Source organism: Ciceribacter lividus (assembly GCF_003337715.1).
In the GTDB taxonomy this organism is placed as follows: Bacteria; Pseudomonadota; Alphaproteobacteria; order Rhizobiales; family Rhizobiaceae; genus Allorhizobium; species Allorhizobium lividum.
In genome coordinates this window covers 89,504-105,234 of record NZ_QPIX01000009.1, presented here as the reverse complement: position 1 = coordinate 105,234, position 15,731 = coordinate 89,504, and the positions used below count along the sequence as shown (strand labels likewise).

12 protein-coding genes and 1 tRNA gene are annotated in these 15,731 nt (G+C 64.2%); 7 read left to right on the top strand and 6 right to left on the bottom strand.

The features are described 5' to 3' along the window. Position 1 precedes the first annotated feature (1 nt). Complete coding sequence (locus tag DFR48_RS16235) at positions 2 to 784, bottom strand: SDR family NAD(P)-dependent oxidoreductase (protein ID WP_114364368.1); 783 nt, start codon at positions 782 to 784, stop codon at positions 2 to 4. A 182-nt stretch (positions 785 to 966) separates the two neighbouring features. On the opposite strand from DFR48_RS16235, the gene DFR48_RS16230 reads away from it, so the two are divergent. After that, the gene (locus DFR48_RS16230; protein ID WP_114364254.1) at positions 967 to 1,854 is read left to right on the top strand and encodes a LysR family transcriptional regulator; all 888 of its coding nucleotides are present in this window, start codon (positions 967 to 969) and stop codon (positions 1,852 to 1,854) included. 97 nt (positions 1,855 to 1,951) lie between these two features. On the opposite strand, the gene DFR48_RS16225 is transcribed toward DFR48_RS16230, so the two are convergent. After that, positions 1,952 to 2,026, bottom strand: a tRNA-Val gene (locus DFR48_RS16225). Between the two features lie 83 nt (positions 2,027 to 2,109). Continuing rightward, complete coding sequence (gene cpdR1 / locus DFR48_RS16220) at positions 2,110 to 2,472, bottom strand: response regulator CpdR1 (protein WP_114364253.1); 363 nt, start codon at positions 2,470 to 2,472, stop codon at positions 2,110 to 2,112. 188 nt (positions 2,473 to 2,660) lie between these two features. Between cpdR1 and DFR48_RS16215 the strand changes: the two genes are divergently transcribed. Next, positions 2,661 to 3,545, top strand: a complete 885-nt coding sequence (locus DFR48_RS16215) for an N-formylglutamate amidohydrolase (protein ID WP_114364252.1) — start codon at positions 2,661 to 2,663, stop codon at positions 3,543 to 3,545. 256 nt (positions 3,546 to 3,801) lie between these two features. After that, positions 3,802 to 4,578, top strand: a complete 777-nt coding sequence (gene hisN / locus DFR48_RS16210) for a histidinol-phosphatase (RefSeq protein WP_114364251.1) — start codon at positions 3,802 to 3,804, stop codon at positions 4,576 to 4,578. A 16-nt stretch (positions 4,579 to 4,594) separates the two neighbouring features. Here hisN and DFR48_RS16205 read toward each other — a convergent pair whose 3' ends face one another. After that, positions 4,595 to 5,551, bottom strand: a complete 957-nt coding sequence (locus DFR48_RS16205; RefSeq protein ID WP_114364367.1) for an alpha/beta fold hydrolase — start codon at positions 5,549 to 5,551, stop codon at positions 4,595 to 4,597. A 394-nt stretch (positions 5,552 to 5,945) separates the two neighbouring features. On the opposite strand from DFR48_RS16205, the gene DFR48_RS16200 reads away from it, so the two are divergent. Further along, positions 5,946 to 6,413, top strand: coding sequence for an Hsp20 family protein (locus tag DFR48_RS16200; RefSeq protein WP_114364250.1), 468 nt, complete (start codon positions 5,946 to 5,948; stop codon positions 6,411 to 6,413). Between the two features lie 81 nt (positions 6,414 to 6,494). Here DFR48_RS16200 and DFR48_RS16195 read toward each other — a convergent pair whose 3' ends face one another. Next, positions 6,495 to 7,544, bottom strand: a complete 1,050-nt coding sequence (locus tag DFR48_RS16195) for a threonine aldolase family protein (RefSeq protein ID WP_114364249.1) — start codon at positions 7,542 to 7,544, stop codon at positions 6,495 to 6,497. Positions 7,545 to 8,001: 457 nt separating this feature from the next. Here DFR48_RS16195 and gltB point away from each other — a divergent pair, with 457 nt between their 5' ends. Genes gltB through DFR48_RS16180 form a run of 3 tightly spaced genes read left to right on the top strand, consistent with a single transcriptional unit; the run spans position 8,002 to position 14,494 of the window. Next, positions 8,002 to 12,696, top strand: coding sequence for a glutamate synthase large subunit (gene gltB / locus DFR48_RS16190; protein ID WP_245415638.1), 4,695 nt, complete (start codon positions 8,002 to 8,004; stop codon positions 12,694 to 12,696). 5 nt (positions 12,697 to 12,701) lie between these two features. Continuing rightward, complete coding sequence (locus DFR48_RS16185; RefSeq protein WP_114364366.1) at positions 12,702 to 13,028, top strand: heavy metal-binding domain-containing protein; 327 nt, start codon at positions 12,702 to 12,704, stop codon at positions 13,026 to 13,028. Positions 13,029 to 13,039: 11 nt separating this feature from the next. Next, entirely contained in the window at positions 13,040 to 14,494 is a 1,455-nt protein-coding gene (locus DFR48_RS16180) for a glutamate synthase subunit beta (RefSeq protein ID WP_114364247.1), read from the top strand. Positions 14,495 to 14,544: 50 nt separating this feature from the next. Here DFR48_RS16180 and DFR48_RS16175 read toward each other — a convergent pair whose 3' ends face one another. After that, a complete protein-coding gene (locus DFR48_RS16175) occupies positions 14,545 to 15,726 on the bottom strand; it encodes an SGNH/GDSL hydrolase family protein (protein ID WP_114364246.1) in 1,182 nt (393 codons plus the stop codon). Positions 15,727 to 15,731: the final 5 nt, after the last annotated feature.

Here is a 15,731-nt window from a genome sequence, read left to right as displayed (position 1 = left end):
GTCAGGGCATCAGTTGTCCGCCGTTCACCTCGAGCGTCTGGCCGATCATGTAGCCGGACAGGGTCTTCGAGGCGAGGAACAGGTAGGCGCCGACGCAGTCTTCCGGCGTGCCGAAGCGCTTCTGCGGGACGGTGGCGAGCTGGGCTTCCAGCTGCTGCGCGGTCGAGTAGCGCTCGTGGAAGGGTGTGAGGATGACGCCCGGCGCCACGGCATTCACGCGGATGTCGTAGGCGATCAGTTCCTTTGCCATGCCGCGGGTGACGTTGGCGACGAAGGCCTTGGCCGAGCCGTAGATGCCGGCGCCGCCGCTCGCGCCGTTGCGGGCGGCAATCGAGGTCGTGTTGATGATGAAGCCGCCGCCCTGCTTCTTCAGGTGCGGAATGGCGGCCGTAGAGGCGGCGAGCACGGAGCGGGCGTTGAGGTCCATCACCGCGTCGTAATGGGCGTCGGTCATCGCCTCGTAGCTGAGGCGCGCGACCATGCCGCCGGCATTGTTGACGAGACCGTCCAGCCGCCCGAAAGCGTCGGCGGCTTCCCCGACGATACGCGCCATCTCGCCCGAGCGGGTGGCGTCGGCCTGCAGCAGCTTCACCTTGCCGCCAGACCCGGCGATCTCCTCGGCGAGCTCTTCTGCCGCGTCGATGCTCGCATGGTAATGGAGCCCGACCATGGCGCCCTGGGCCGCAAAGGCGCGAGCGAGCGCCGCGCCGATGCCGGTCGATGCTCCGGTGATGAGAACGGCCTTGCCGGCGAGATCGGGAATGACGAGGGTGGGCGCGGTCATGGTGTTTGCCTCCGGTGCCAGGCGGGACGGAAAGCCTCCGTCCCGCCCGCAATTGTCGATGCCGCTCGCCGAGGGGGGCTCGACGAACGGATCAGCGCGACCATGCAGATTCCTGTTTGATCCGTCCAATAGAAGATATAGATGCGATTATTCTCCAGAATTGCACAATCAAGGACGTCGCCATGGAACTTCGGCAGTTGCACTATTTCGTCACGGCGGCGAAGGTCGAGCATTTCACGGTGGCGGCGCGTCAGCTCAACATCGTGCAATCGGCGCTGTCGAGTGCGATCAAGGCACTTGAAGACGAACTCGATGCCAAGCTCTTCGTCCGCAGCACCCGCCAGGTCCGGCTGACGCCGGCGGGGCGCACGCTCCTGGAAAAGGCGCAGATCGTGCTCGATGCCGCGCAGGAGGCGCGCGACAGTGTGAAAGCGGTGCAGGATGCGCGCCGTGGCAAGATCGGCATCGGCACCGTTCAGGGGCTGTCGCCGTTCCTCGACCTGCCCGCGCTGCTCGCCGAGTTTCATCAGCGCCACCCGGAGGTCGAGGTCAGGCTCTGCCAGGGCGGACTGGCGCACTTGATCGACAAGCTGAGGAATGGTCTCATCGATCTCGCCTTCCTGCCGGTCGTCGATACGCCGCCCGACATCGTCACCCGCATGATCGCTTGCGAGGATCTTGTGGTCGTCTGTGCGCCCGGCCATCCGCTCGCCCGGCTGAACTCGATCGAGCTCGCCGACATCGCCGGCCACGCCTTCGTCGATTTCGAGGCCGACCGCGGCACGCGGCGCCTGATCGACGACGCATTCTCGGCCCGCCGGCTCGAACGGCGCACTGCCTTCGAGGTCAGCGACCTCGACAGCCTCATGGAACTCGTCGGCCACGGGCTCGGTATCGCCCTGGTGCCGGAGACCGTCGCCGCCGCATGGCAGGGGGATATCCATGTCGCGGAGATCGCGGATGCGGAAATTTGCTGGGAACTGGTCGTCGCCTCGCCGGCGAAGTCCTGCGACGGTGCGGGCGGTGCTGCCCCACTCAAGTTTCTGGAGCTGCTTCCGGAGGTGGAGTGAGGTAGCGAGAACGAGTGATTCGCGCCGCTTCCGCGGCACCCGGAGAAACGAAAAAGGGCTCGCCGGTATTTCGGCAAGCCCTTGATCTGAATAGGGATGGTGGGCGTGACAAGGATCGAACTTGTGACCCCTACGATGTCAACGTAGTGCTCTCCCGCTGAGCTACACGCCCATCCGATGGCGGCTTAAGACCACAAAACCCTCTGTCCCGTCAATAGGGTTTTTTCGGTTTTGTGACGAGTTTTTTCAAACCCCTTACGCCGCAAGGAGTTTGTTGACCTCGTTGACGAGATCACGCAGGTGGAAGGGCTTGGAGAGCACCTTCGCGTCCTTCGGGGCCTTCGAATCGGCATTCAGCGCGACGGCGGCGAAACCGGTGATGAACATCACCTTGAGGTCGGGGTCGAGCTCGGTCGCGCGGCGCGCCAGTTCGATGCCGTCCATCTCGGGCATGACGATGTCGGTCAGCAGCAGGGAGAACGGCTCCTCGCGAAGATGATCGTAGGCGCTGGCGCCGTTGTCGTAGGAGGCGACCTTGTAGCCTGCCTTTTCCAGCGCCTTGACCAGGAACCGGCGCATGTCGTTGTCGTCTTCGGCGAGGAGAATTTTCTGAGTCATGTATGGACCGCTACTCGTACTGATAGAAGGATGGATTCCGGCCGTTCACGCTAACGCCACCGGGGTAAACATCCGGTGAACTCGCGCGTTCGGGCCGTCCTGCCGCTTGCTATACTATGGACTTCACCAGGGCCAGCTGGCAACATGCTCATTGTTGCAAGTTGTTGATTTGGTAAAGAAGGGGCGCGATGGACGAGACGTACTGGGATCCGGAGCTGTTCGAGGTGTGCGAGCCCGAGACGCAAACAATCCCCTTCGTCTACAATTCGCCCCACAGCGGCCGCCGGTACAGCCGGGCCTTTCTCGAAAGCTCGCGACTCGATGCGCTCGGCATTCGCCGCTCGGAAGACCACTTCGTCGACGAGCTGTTCGCCTCCGCTCCCGATCTCGGTGCGCCCTTGCTGCTCGCCCATTTCCCGCGCGCCTATGTCGACGTCAATCGCGAGCCCTACGAACTCGACCCGCGCATGTTCGTCGACGCCGTTCCGCCCTATGCCAACAGCAATTCCATTCGCGTCTCAGGCGGGCTCGGAACCATTCCGCGCATCGTCGCCGAAAACGTCGAGATCTATCAGCGGCGCTTTCCGGTCGCTGAAGCGCTCTCGCGGATCGAGACGATCTACAAGCCGTATCACGCCTGCCTGCGCAAGCTGATTGCCCGCACCCATGCGCGCTTCGGCTTCGGCGTGCTGATCGACTGCCATTCCATGCCGGGCAACATCCGGATCGCCGGCACCGGCATCCGTCCGGACTTCATCGTCGGCGACAGGTACGGAACCAGCGCCTCGGCGGACCTCTCCAATGCCGCGATCGCGCTCCTCGAGGATCTCGGCTTCAACGCCGTCCGTAACAAGCCCTATGCCGGCGGCTTCATCACCGAGCATTACGGCCGCCCGGTGAAGGGGCTGCACGCCCTGCAGATCGAGGTGAACCGGGCGCTCTACGTCGACGAGGTCAGCCTTGCCAAGCGGCCTGATTTCGCCGCGCTCGCCGGGTCGCTCTCCGTCTTCATGGAAGGGATGGCGGAATTCGTCGCCGGCTACACGGGCGACAGCGCGCTCGCGGCCGAATAACCCCGATAGAAAAAGCAAAAAAAACCGCGCCATGGGCGCGGCTAAATCTAGGGAGGAAACACCCAAGGAGGGTATTTACGGTCCGAAGACCGTAGGCTCACGCTAATATTGCGCCGCACAAGAGTCAAGTGGATTCTGGCATGTTTTTGTGCATGGCGAATTTTTAGGCATCCCTTGGGCCTTGCTCGCACATTGCAAAATGGAACAGGTCGGATAAGACAGTCCGTCAGTTACGTCCCAGAAACGGAAAATCCCCATGCGTCCCGACCGCGCTTTCTTCGACCGCCTCGCCGAGGCCGCCAGGGCGGAAACCCTGCCGCGCTTCCGCTCGCCCCTCAACGTGGTGAACAAGGAGGCGCTCGGCTTCGACCCGGTAACGGAAGGCGACCGCGCCGCGGAAGCGGCAATCCGCGCCATCATCGCGTCGGAATATCCCGAACACGGCATTCTGGGCGAAGAGCACGACAATGTCGGCGTCGACCGGGACCAGGTCTGGGTCATCGATCCGATCGACGGAACGCGCGCCTTCATTTCCGGCGTTCCGGTCTGGGGGACGCTGATCGGCTTCCAGGAGAAGGGGCGGGCCGTCATGGGCATGATGGACCAGCCGTTTACCGGCGAACGCTACTTCGCCGACGGCGAGCATGCCTGGTACAGCGGGCCGGACGGCGAGCAGCGGATCAATACCCGCGAGTGCGACCGTCTCGAGGATGCGATCCTCTTCACCACGTCCCCGCATCTCTTCAAGGGAGTGGAAGCCAAGCGCTTCGAGGCCGTACAGGAGAAAGTCCGGCTGTTCCGCTACGGCATCGACTGCTACGCCTATGTGCTTCTCGCCGCCGGCCACGTCGACCTCGTCATCGAGACGGTGCTGAAGCCCTATGACGTCGGAGCCCTCATCCCGATCATCGAGCAGGCCGGCGGGAAGATCACCACCTGGACCGGCGAACGTCCGGAAGCGGGCGGGGCGATCGTCGCCGCCGGCAGCGAGGCGCTGCACGCGCAGGCGCTCGCCATCCTTTCCGGCAAATGAAGCCTCCGGCCGGACCTCAGGGAACGGCCGGACCGTCGTCGCTGCCGGGAATAAAGGCCTCGATCGCCGCCAGCGCCTGGGCGCGGTAGCGGTCGCGCTCCTGCAGGAGTTCGTGCCGGCCTCCGGGCACGGGCACCAGCTGGGCCGCGCGGAAATAGTGGGATAGCCGCTCCTGGTCGGCGAAGGGCACCAGCACGTCGTTGCCCGGAGAAATCATCACCGTCGGCACCATGATCGAGGCGAGATGGGCGGGGTTCGAGACCTTCCGCATCGTGCTCTGCGCCTCGTAGAGCCAGCGTGCCGTCGGCGGCCCGAGGGCGAGTTCCGGATGGGCGCGCAGGATGCCCTGGTTGCGGCTGTAGCGTTCAGGGTCCGAGGTGAGCGGATTGCCTTCGAAGGGGGCGAGCGGTGAGTCGGAGGTCAGCCGCAGCCGGCCGAGTCCGGTCCAGCGCAAGAGCGCCGACAAGAGATAGATCTTGCCGGCGGAGAGCTTCTGGCCGCCGAGGCCGACGAAGGGGGACAACAGCACCATCCGGTCGATGCGGTTTGCAAGCCTCGGTGCCGCGGAAAGCGCGATCAGCCCGCCGGTCGAATGGGCGACGAGAAAGAAGGGAAGGCGGGTATCCGGAAGCACGATGTGCTCGAGGAAGAGTTCGAGATCCCGCACATAGTCGGAAAACCGTGTGACGTGTCCGAGGCGCGGGTTCTTGAGCAATCGTTGCGAGCCGCCCTGTCCGCGAAAATCGAAGGTCGCGACCCAGAGCCCGCGGGCGGTCAGGTCGTTGATCGTCTCGTAGTATTTCTCGATCGACTCGTTGCGTCCGTGCAGCAGGACGACGGTGCCCTTGGCGACCGGCTGGGGTGCCCGGAATATGGCGTAGCGCAGTTTTGCGCCGCGATGGCCCTGGAAAAAGCCGGCAATATGATTTTCCGGAACCGGATTTCCGGGTGTCTCGTGAAGGACAACTTCCATGCTGCCGCCCCGAATCATGCCCCCGAGCGGGATTGCCCGAACGTAATCGGGATAGGATGAAGCCCGGGGGAGGTCAAAGAAAAAAGCCGGAACCGCCGCGCACGGGAAGAGGTTGGCGGTTCCGGCCAATCTGGACCGAAGACGAAGGGACGACTGCTTCGGCCGTCGGGGGTGACCCCCGATGATTGCGTTCTAGCGAGTGGCCACTGAACCGGGTTTGAACCGGCCGTTCATCGGGCGTTCATCCGGTTCTGCGGCCTCCCTTGAATTCGCCGGGCCGTCTTCCCATGTTGTTGATGCGGTCGCCAGAAGGGGCCGTCGAGTGGTTTCGGCACCGCCTGAAAGGGGCGCTGGAACCGGTTATCGCAATCCGTCGCTTCACCAGGAGGACATCATGCGTCACGTTGATTTTTCCCCGCTCTATCGTTCCACGGTCGGTTTCGACCGGCTGTTCACCATGCTCGACGGCCTCGGCCAGCCCGAGCAGGCCCAGGCCTATCCGCCCTACAACATCGAGCGCACGGGCGAGAACACCTACCGGATCACCATGGCCGTCGCCGGTTTCGACGAAACCGAGCTGACGATCGAGGCCCACGCCCATGTCCTGACGGTCAAGGGCGAGAAGTCCGAAGACGAGAAGACCCAGCAGACCGAATATCTCTATCGCGGCATTGCCAAGCGCGCCTTCGAGCGCCGCTTCCAGCTTGCCGACCACGTGGAAGTGACGAGCGCTTCCCTGAAGAACGGCCTGCTGCACATCGACCTTCTGCGCAACATTCCGGAAGCCATGAAGCCGCGCAAGATCGCGATCGCAGCGGAAGCCGTGAACGCGCCGAAGTCGATCGAGGCCCACGTCAACTAATCCTGCGATATTCTTGTAAGAAAGGCGGCTTTCGCGAGGAAGCCGCCTTTTTCATATCCGGTGTCTGCCGAAAGCCGCGGCTCAGCCCAGTGCTTCGACGAAGCGATCGACCTCGTCTTCGGTCGTGGCGAAGCTCGTCACCAGCCGGATCAGCTTGTCGCTCTCGCCGAGCAGGTTCGGCAGTTCCTGCGGCACCGGCCAGTCATAGAAGCGGGCGCCGCGGCTTTCGGCGAGCGCGGCCGCATCCTTCGAAAGAACCGCGAAGACTTCGTTGGTTTCGGTGCTCCAGGCCAGTCGGCCGCGGTTCGACGCGGCGATGCCGGTCCGGAGCCGCGTCGCCATGGCGTTGGCGTGGCGGGCGAGTTCGAGCCACAGCCCACCCTCGAAATAGGCCTCGAGCTGCGCGGCGATGAACCGCGTCTTCGAGAAGAGCTGTGCCGAGCGCTTGCGGATGAACGGCATGTCCAGGGCCATTTCCGGCTTCATGAAGACGACGGCCTCCGCGCACCAGCAGCCATTCTTGGTGCCGCCGAAGGAGAGAATGTCGACGCCGCGCTTCCATGTCATGTCGGCGGGGGTCGCATCGAGCGCCACGAGCGCATTGGCGAAGCGGGCGCCGTCCATGTGCAGCGGCAGGCTGTTGGTGCGCGCGACCTCGCCGATCGCCTCGATTTCCGCGAGCGAGTAGACGGTGCCGCTCTCGGTCGCTTGGGTCAGGGTGATGGCCATCGGGCGGCCCTGGTGCACGGCGCCCGGCGGATAGCGGTCGATCGCGGCGGCGAGGGCTGCCGGATCGAGCTTGCCGCCCGGTCCCTCGACGGGCACGAGTCGGCAGCCGCCGGTCAGGAATTCCGGTGCCCCGCATTCGTCCGCCGTCACATGCGCCTCGGAATGGCAGAAGGTCACGCCGCCGGGGCGGGCGACGCTCGCAAGCGCCAGCGAGTTCGCCGCCGTGCCGGTGCCGACGAAGAAGACCGCCACCTCGCGCTGAAAGATCTGATTGAAACGTTCCTCGATCTGCCTGTCGAGTTCGCTGGTGCCATAGGCAGCCGCAGCACCCGATGCCTCCTTCACGAGACTTTCGGCAATCAGCGGGTGGGCACCGGCCCAGTTGTCGGAGGCGAAGAACATGGATCGTCCTGTGGTTGGATGAAGGAGTGGTTCACTGCCGGAGATTAGGGATTTCCCGGCCGCGATCAATGGTCTCAAAGTCGGACCGATCGCAAGGATGGTGGGTTGCAAGAAACGCAACCGATCCGTCGATGCAAAGAAAGAAAATTTCCTCGCAAGTGTCGATCCGGCAATCATCGGTCCGTCCCCTGCCGGAATTTTCCGGTTCACTCTTGAAGTGCGGCGGGGTTTCTGGCATAGAGGCGCAGGAATTAGGTCAGATGAGTTGACCTAATTTGAGGCTTTTGGCGGACGCGACACCATGTGTCTGTCATGACCTCGGACTAGATTTGCGATAGATTGGCCGCTTGCCATGCAGGCGGACTTGTCTCGCGGGCCGGTTCCGGGTTGCCGGGCAGGCGCGCGCGATACAACAGGAGGGAAGGCGATGACGAAGATGGCTCCGTCTGAAGGATCGATGATGGCGCATGCGCGCGCGGACGAGACGCGCGCCGGGGCCGCGACCAAGCGTGCCGGCCTTCCCGCCAAACAGGGGCTCTATGATCCGTCCAACGAGCATGATGCCTGCGGCGTCGGCTTCATCGCCCACATGAAGGGCGAGAAGTCGCACCAGATCATCAAGGACGGCCTGTTCATCCTCGAGAACATGACCCATCGCGGCGCCGTCGGTGCCGATCCGCTGATGGGCGACGGTGCCGGCATTCTCGTTCAGATCCCGGACCGCTTCTTCCGCGAGGAAATGGCCAAGCAGGGCGTCACCCTGCCGAAGGCGGGCGAGTACGCCGTCGGACATTTCTTCTTCCCGCAGGACGAAGAGCAGATCGCCCATTTCAAGGAGGTCATCGCCGAGGTCTGCCAGGACGAGGGGCAGCACCTGCTCGGCTATCGCGACGTTCCGGTCGACAATTCGTCGCTCTCGAAGGCGCCGGATATCGCCGCGACCGAGCCGCGTCACATCCAGGTATTCATCGGGGCCGGCCGGGACGCCGCGACCCAGGAAACGTTCGAACGCCGGCTGTTCCTGCTGCGCAAGGTGATCTCCAACCGCATCTACGACCAGTACGGCGGCCACGAGACCGGCTTCTACCCGGTTTCGCTGTCGTCCTCGACCATCGTCTACAAGGGCATGTTCCTCGCCTACCAGGTCGGCGCCTATTACCAGGACCTGCGCGATCCGCGTTTCGTCTCGGCCGTGGCGCTCGTCCACCAGCGCTTCTCGACCAACACCTTCCCGTCGTGGAAGCTCGCGCATCCGTATCGTATGGTCGCCCACAACGGCGAGATCAACACGCTGCGCGGCAACGTCAACTGGATGGCCGCACGTCAGGCCTCCGTCTCGTCGCCGCTCTTCGGCGCCGACATTTCCAAGCTCTGGCCGATCTCCTACGAGGGGCAGTCGGACACCGCCTGCTTCGACAACGCGCTCGAATTCCTGATGCGCGGCGGCTACCCGATGGCGCAGGCGGTGATGATGCTGATCCCGGAAGCCTGGGCCGGCAACCAGTTGATGTCGGCCGAACGGAAGGCCTTTTACGAGTACCATGCGGCGCTGATGGAGCCGTGGGACGGCCCGGCGGCGGTCGCCTTCACGGACGGCAAGCAAATCGGCGCGACGCTCGACCGCAACGGCCTGCGTCCGGCTCGCTACATCGTCACCAGCGACGACCGGGTCATCATGGCCTCTGAAGCGGGCACGCTGCCGGTTCCGGAGGAGCGGATCGTCAAGAAGTGGCGCCTGCAACCGGGCAAGATGCTGCTCATCGACATGGAGAAGGGCCGCATCATCTCCGACGAGGAGGTGAAGTCCGAGCTCGCCAAGACCCATCCCTATCGCGAGTGGCTCGACCGCACGCAGCTGATCCTCGAAGACCTGAAGCCGGTCGAACCGCGGGCGCTGCGCCGCGACGTGTCGCTGCTCGACCGCCAGCAGGCCTTCGGCTACACGGTCGAGGACACCAAGCTTCTGATGTCGCCGATGGCCACCACCGGCCAGGAAGCGATCGGCTCGATGGGCACGGACACGCCGATCTCGGCGATGTCGCAGAAGTCGAAGCTGCTCTACACCTATTTCAAGCAGAACTTCGCGCAGGTCACCAACCCGCCGATCGATCCGATCCGCGAAGAGTTGGTCATGAGCCTCGTCTCCTTCATCGGACCGCGGCCGAACCTGCTCGACCACGAAGGCGCGGCACGGGCGAAGCGGCTCGAAGTGCGCCAGCCGATCCTCACCAACGGTGACCTCGAGAAGATCCGCTCGATCGGCCACACCGAGGACCGGTTCGACACCAAGACGCTGGACTTCACCTATGACGCCGAGCGCGGCGCCGAAGGCATGCCGGAAATGCTCGACCGCCTCTGCGAGCGGGCGGAGGCTGCCGTTCGCGGCGGTTACAACATCATCGTTCTCTCCGACCGCCAGATCGGGCCGGACCGGATCGCTATTCCCGCGCTGCTCGCCACCGCGGCCGTGCACCACCACCTGATCCGCAAGGGGCTCCGGACCTCGGTCGGCATCGTCGTCGAGTCCGGCGAGCCGCGCGAAGTGCATCACTTCTGCTGTCTTGCTGGCTACGGTGCCGAGGCGATCAATCCTTATCTCGCCTTCGATACGCTCACCGACATGCACAAGCACGGCGAGTTCCCGAAGGAAGTCGACGCCAACGAAGTCGTCTACCGCTACATCAAGGCGGTCGGTAAGGGCATTCTCAAGGTCATGTCCAAAATGGGCATCTCGACCTACCAGTCCTATTGCGGCGCGCAGATCTTCGATGCCGTCGGCCTGTCGTCGGAGCTGGTCAACCAGTACTTCTTCGGCACCGCCACGACCATCGAAGGCATCGGGCTCAAGGAAATCGCCGAGGAGACCGTTAACCGTCACCACGCCGCCTTCGGCAAGGACCCGGTTCTTGCCAACACGCTCGACATCGGCGGCGAGTACGCCTTCCGCATGCGCGGTGAAAACCACGCCTGGAGCCCGGATTCGATTGCTGCTCTCCAGCATGCGGTGCGCGGCAATTCGCGCGACCGCTACCGCGAGTTTGCCCAGATGGTGAACGACACCTCGCTCAGGCTGAACTCGATCCGCGGGCTGTTCACCATCAAGTCGGCGAACGAGCTCGGCCGCAAGCCGGTAGCGCTCGAGGAAGTCGAACCGGCCGTCGAGATCGTCAAGCGCTTCTCGACGGGTGCGATGTCCTTCGGCTCGATCAGCCGCGAGGCGCATACGACGCTCGCGATCGCGATGAACAAGATCGGCGGCAAGTCGAACACCGGTGAGGGCGGCGAGGAAGCCGACCGCTACATGCCGCTCCTCGACGGATCGGCCAATCCCGAACGCTCGGCGATCAAGCAGGTGGCCTCCGGCCGTTTCGGCGTGACGACCGAATATCTCGTCAATGCCGACGTGCTGCAGATCAAGGTCGCGCAGGGTGCGAAGCCCGGCGAAGGCGGCCAGCTGCCCGGTCACAAGGTCGATGCAACGATTGCCAAGACCCGTCATTCGACCCCGGGCGTCGGCCTCATCTCGCCGCCGCCGCACCACGACATCTATTCGATCGAGGATCTGGCACAGCTGATCTTCGACCTGAAGAACGTCAACCCGGCCGCCGACATCTCGGTCAAGCTGGTGTCGGAAGTGGGCGTCGGCACGGTTGCGGCCGGTGTCGCCAAGGCGCGTGCCGACCATATCACCATCTCCGGCTTCGATGGCGGGACCGGCGCTTCGCCACTCACCTCGCTGAAGCATGCCGGCTCTCCGTGGGAAATCGGCCTCGCCGAAACCCAGCAGACGCTCGTACTCAACGGGCTTCGCTCGCGCGTCGCCCTGCAGGTCGATGGCGGCCTCAAGACCGGCCGTGACGTCATCATCGGGGCGATGCTCGGCGCCGACGAGTTCGGCTTCGCCACTGCTCCGCTGATCGCGGCTGGCTGCGTGATGATGCGCAAGTGCCATCTGAACACCTGTCCGGTCGGCGTCGCGACCCAGGATCCGGTTCTCCGGAAGCGCTTCAAGGGGACGCCGGAACACGTCGTCAACTACTTCTTCTTCGTGGCCGAAGAGGTTCGCGAAATCCTCGCCTCGCTCGGCGTGCGCAAGCTCGACGAGATCATCGGTGCCTCGGAATATCTCGAGAAGGAAGAGATGCTCGCCCACTGGAAGGCCAAGGGGCTCGATTTCACGAAGATCTTCCACAAGGTGGAGGCGCCGAAGGAAGCGACCTGCTGGACGACCCGCCAGAAGCACCCGATCGACGACGTGCTCGACCGCAAGCTGATCGAGAAGGCGATGCCGGCTCTCGAAAGCAAGCAGCCGGTGGTCTTCGACGTCGACATCAAGAACGTCGATCGCTCCGCCGGTGCCATGCTCTCGGGCGAAGTCGCCAGGCGCCACGGCCACAAGGGCCTCAAGGACGACACCATCCACGTCACCCTGCGCGGCACGGCGGGCCAGTCCTTCGGCGCCTTCCTCGCCCGCGGCATCACCTTCGATCTCGTCGGTGACGGCAACGACTACGTCGGCAAGGGCCTCTCCGGCGGACGCATCATCGTCCGGCCGCCGGAAAACGCTCGGATCGTCGCCGAGAACTCGATCATCGTCGGCAACACCGTTCTCTACGGCGCCATCGAGGGCGAGTGCTACTTCCGCGGTGTGGCCGGCGAACGCTTCGCCGTGCGCAACTCCGGTGCGGTGGCCGTCGTCGAAGGCGTGGGCGACCATGGTTGCGAGTACATGACCGGTGGCGTCGTCGTCGTGCTCGGACAGACGGGCCGCAACTTCGCGGCCGGCATGTCCGGCGGCGTCGCCTACGTTCTCGACGAGGAGGGCGACTTCGCGTCGCGCTGCAACATGGCAATGGTCGAGCTGGAGCCGGTGCCGGAAGAGGACGACATGCTGGAGAAGCTGCACCACCACGGTGGAGACCTCATGCACAAGGGCCGCGTCGACGTCTCGGGCGACATGACCCGCCATGACGAGGAGCGTCTCTACCAGCTGATCTCCAACCACCTGCACTACACGGGGTCGGCGCGGGCAAAGGATATTCTCGACCGCTGGGCCGAGTTCCGTCCGAAATTCCGCAAGGTGATGCCGGTCGAGTACCGCCGCGCGCTGGAAGAGATGGAGCGGATGCGCATGGGGGTCGCCGCCGAATGAGCGCGATGATCATCACCACCACGCCGACGATCGAAGGCCGATCGATCGTCGAGTACAAGGGTATCGTGACCGGCGAAGCGATCCTCGGCACGAATATCTTCCGCGACATCTTTGCCGGCATCCGCGATCTCGTTGGTGGTCGTTCGGCGTCCTACGAACAGGTCTTGCGGGAAGCCCGCGAAACCGCACTTCGCGAAGTCGAACAGGAAGCACGGCGTCTCGGCGCGAATGCGGTCGTCGGCGTCGATATTGATTATGAGAATGTTTCCACCGGTTCCAGCGGCTCGATGCTGATGGTGTCCGTGTCGGGAACTGCCGTCGTGGTACGGTAAGGGAGACAGCAATGGGCAAGGTAACTGGTTTCATGGAGATCGACCGGCAGGTGGCGAAGTATCAGCCGGCCTCCGACCGTATCCGCCACTTCCGCGAATTCACGATTCCCATGTCGGATGCCGAAGTCACCAAGCAGGCGGCGCGCTGCATGGACTGTGGCATTCCTTATTGCCACGGCCCGACAGGGTGTCCGGTACACAACCAGATCCCGGACTGGAACGACCTCGTCTACAACGGCAAGTGGGAAGAGGCGATCCGCAACCTGCATTCGACCAACAACTTCCCGGAATTCACCGGCCGTGTCTGCCCGGCGCCGTGCGAAGAGGCCTGTACGCTCAATCTCGAAGACACGCCGGTCGCCATCAAGACCGTCGAGCAGGCGCTGGCCGACAAGGCCTATGAACTCGGCTTCATCGTGCCGCAGCCGTCGACCGTCCATACCGGCAAGAAGGTTGCGATCATCGGGTCCGGCCCGTCCGGCCTTGCCGCCGCCCAGCAGCTCGGCCGCGCCGGTCACGAGGTGCATGTCTACGAGCGCGAGACGAAGCCCGGCGGCCTGCTCCGCTACGGCATTCCGGACTTCAAGATGGAGAAGAACTTCATCGACCGCCGCGTCGAGCAGATGATGGGCGAGAACGTCACCTTCCATTGCGGCGTCAATGTCGGCGTCGACGTGGCCGTCGAGAAGCTTCTCGCCGACTATGACGCGGTTCTCTATTGCGGCGGCTCCGAAATGCCGCGCGAGGCCGGCATTCCCGGTGCGGACCTGCACGGTGTTCACGATGCGATGCCCTATCTCGTCCAGCAGAACCGCCGCGTCGGCCGGGAGAACATCGACAGCGTCGGCTGGCCGTCCGATCCGATCCTCGCCGGTGGCAAGCACGTCGTCGTCGTCGGCGGTGGCGACACCGCGTCGGACTGCGTCGGAACGGCATTCCGCCAGGGTGCCGTCAAGGTGACCCAGCTCGACATTCGTCCGCGCCCGCCGGAAGTCGAGGACAAGCTCGCGGTCTGGCCTTTCTGGGCAACGAAGATGCGCACCTCCTCCAGCCAGGCCGAAGGCGCGGTGCGGGAGTTCCAGGTCGGCACGCTCGCCTTCGTCGGTGAGGATGGCGTCCTGACCGGCGTCAAGTGCTGCCAGGTCGACGATCGCCGCAAGCCGATCGCCGGTTCGGAGTTCATCATCAAGGCCGATCTCGCCTTCATCGCAATCGGCTTCCGCGGCCCCTTCGCCGAAGGCGTGCTGAAGGAGCTCGACGGCAAGCTGACGCTCAACACCGACCGTCGCGGCTCAACCAACGTCGTCGCCGACGATAAGGACTACAAGACCTCGGTTCCGAAGCTCTGGGCGGCCGGCGACGTGCGTCGTGGCCAGTCTCTGGTGGTCTGGGCGATCCGCGAAGGCCGGCAGGCGGCGCGTGCCATTGACGAAGCTCTGATGGGGGAAAGTGTCCTGCCGCGTTGAGCAGTAAGGCAACGGAAATACGGACGGGCCGCGGCGACGCGGCCCGTTTCCTATTGGAGGACAGTGTTCGCCTGCGGCAGGGCGTAATCGTCGACCCGACCGCGTGGCGGCGGTGGCAGCTGTCCTCTCTGCACGAGGTTTTCGCGCGGGGAGGGGAATGCCGCCGCCGGCGGCGGTTCGTCGCCGAGCAGCTTTGTCCCGCCGTCGAGGTCGGGGTCGGTCATATTGATCGGCTGGGTCGAGACGATGTTCTGCATCTGCGACGGCGGAAGGCTCCTCAACTCGGGGAGATTGCCTCCGTCGAGCGTCATGAATTCGGGGCTTGCCATTTCACCGAGGTGCCGGCGTGCGGGTTTCTCGACGTAAAAGGCCATCTTGCGCTTGCCGGCGGCGGTGAGATTGATGCCGTCCGATCCGCGCAGGCGGACCTGCTGGCCGTTGATGTCCGAGCCGGTGAGGATGAAGCGTCCGTCCGCATCGACGAACCCTTCCCATATGTCGATGAACTCGCCGCCGTGCGCCTCGACAGTCTTCTGGTAGATACCGTTCAGCATCAGGGCATCGGAGGTCATGTTCTGCGGGCGGAACGGCGGCATGCCGACCCAGAGCAGCGGAAGCTTGCGGTCGGTGACGGTCTTCGCGAGCGCGATGATCCTGCGCTCGTACTCCTTGTGCCAGTCGTCGGTCCGGAAGTCTTGCCTGCCGGCTGCCGTCACCATCTGCTGGCGGTCGTTGGCGCCGATCTCGATCACCACCAGGTCGGGCTTCACTTCGTCCAGAATCGTCGGAAGTTCCGTCTGCCAGTTGTAGTAGTCTTCGCGGACGAGGCCCGACGAACCGTTGCTCTTCTCTATGACGGTGACGCCCGCCGAATTGGCAAAGGCTTCGTCGAGTCCCTCCGCAAGGCCGCCGGCGATGAAGTCGCCGACGACGAGGACCTTGCGTGCGTTCTCCAGCTTGACGGTCGGCGGTGGCGGTGGCGGCGCGGCCGGGCTCGCCGCGGTTTTCGGTGTCTTCTTCGGCGCACGCGGTGTGGTGATCTTGCGCCGGGTCGGGACCGGCTCGATCGGTTCGATGTAGCGCGGCCCGCCGAAGAGCAGGTCGAGCAGCGTTCTCCGTTCGCGGTACTGCGCCTGCACGGCGTCCGGAGTGGCGAGCAGCGGCAGAACGAGCGCAAGCACGGCGAGCCAGAGGCTGCCGCGCCAATGCCTATATCCGCTCTTTTGCCGCATCACGT

Excerpts from the sequence above, each read along its gene's own strand:
- hisN (WP_114364251.1), top strand. The coding sequence starts at position 3,802 with ATGCGTCCCGACCGCGCTTTCTTCGACCGCCTCGCCGAGGCCGCCAGG.
- DFR48_RS16195 (WP_114364249.1), bottom strand. The coding sequence starts at position 7,544 with ATGTTCTTCGCCTCCGACAACTGGGCCGGTGCCCACCCGCTGATTGCC.
- DFR48_RS16230 (WP_114364254.1), top strand. The coding sequence starts at position 967 with ATGGAACTTCGGCAGTTGCACTATTTCGTCACGGCGGCGAAGGTCGAG.
- DFR48_RS16175 (WP_114364246.1), bottom strand. The coding sequence starts at position 15,726 with ATGCGGCAAAAGAGCGGATATAGGCATTGGCGCGGCAGCCTCTGGCTC.
- DFR48_RS16235 (WP_114364368.1), bottom strand. The coding sequence starts at position 784 with ATGACCGCGCCCACCCTCGTCATTCCCGATCTCGCCGGCAAGGCCGTT.
- DFR48_RS16200 (WP_114364250.1), top strand. The coding sequence starts at position 5,946 with ATGCGTCACGTTGATTTTTCCCCGCTCTATCGTTCCACGGTCGGTTTC.
- DFR48_RS16185 (WP_114364366.1), top strand. The coding sequence starts at position 12,702 with ATGATCATCACCACCACGCCGACGATCGAAGGCCGATCGATCGTCGAG.
- cpdR1 (WP_114364253.1), bottom strand. The coding sequence starts at position 2,472 with ATGACTCAGAAAATTCTCCTCGCCGAAGACGACAACGACATGCGCCGG.
- DFR48_RS16180 (WP_114364247.1), top strand. The coding sequence starts at position 13,040 with ATGGGCAAGGTAACTGGTTTCATGGAGATCGACCGGCAGGTGGCGAAG.
- gltB (WP_245415638.1), top strand. The coding sequence starts at position 8,002 with ATGATGGCGCATGCGCGCGCGGACGAGACGCGCGCCGGGGCCGCGACC.
- DFR48_RS16205 (WP_114364367.1), bottom strand. The coding sequence starts at position 5,551 with ATGGAAGTTGTCCTTCACGAGACACCCGGAAATCCGGTTCCGGAAAAT.
- DFR48_RS16215 (WP_114364252.1), top strand. The coding sequence starts at position 2,661 with ATGGACGAGACGTACTGGGATCCGGAGCTGTTCGAGGTGTGCGAGCCC.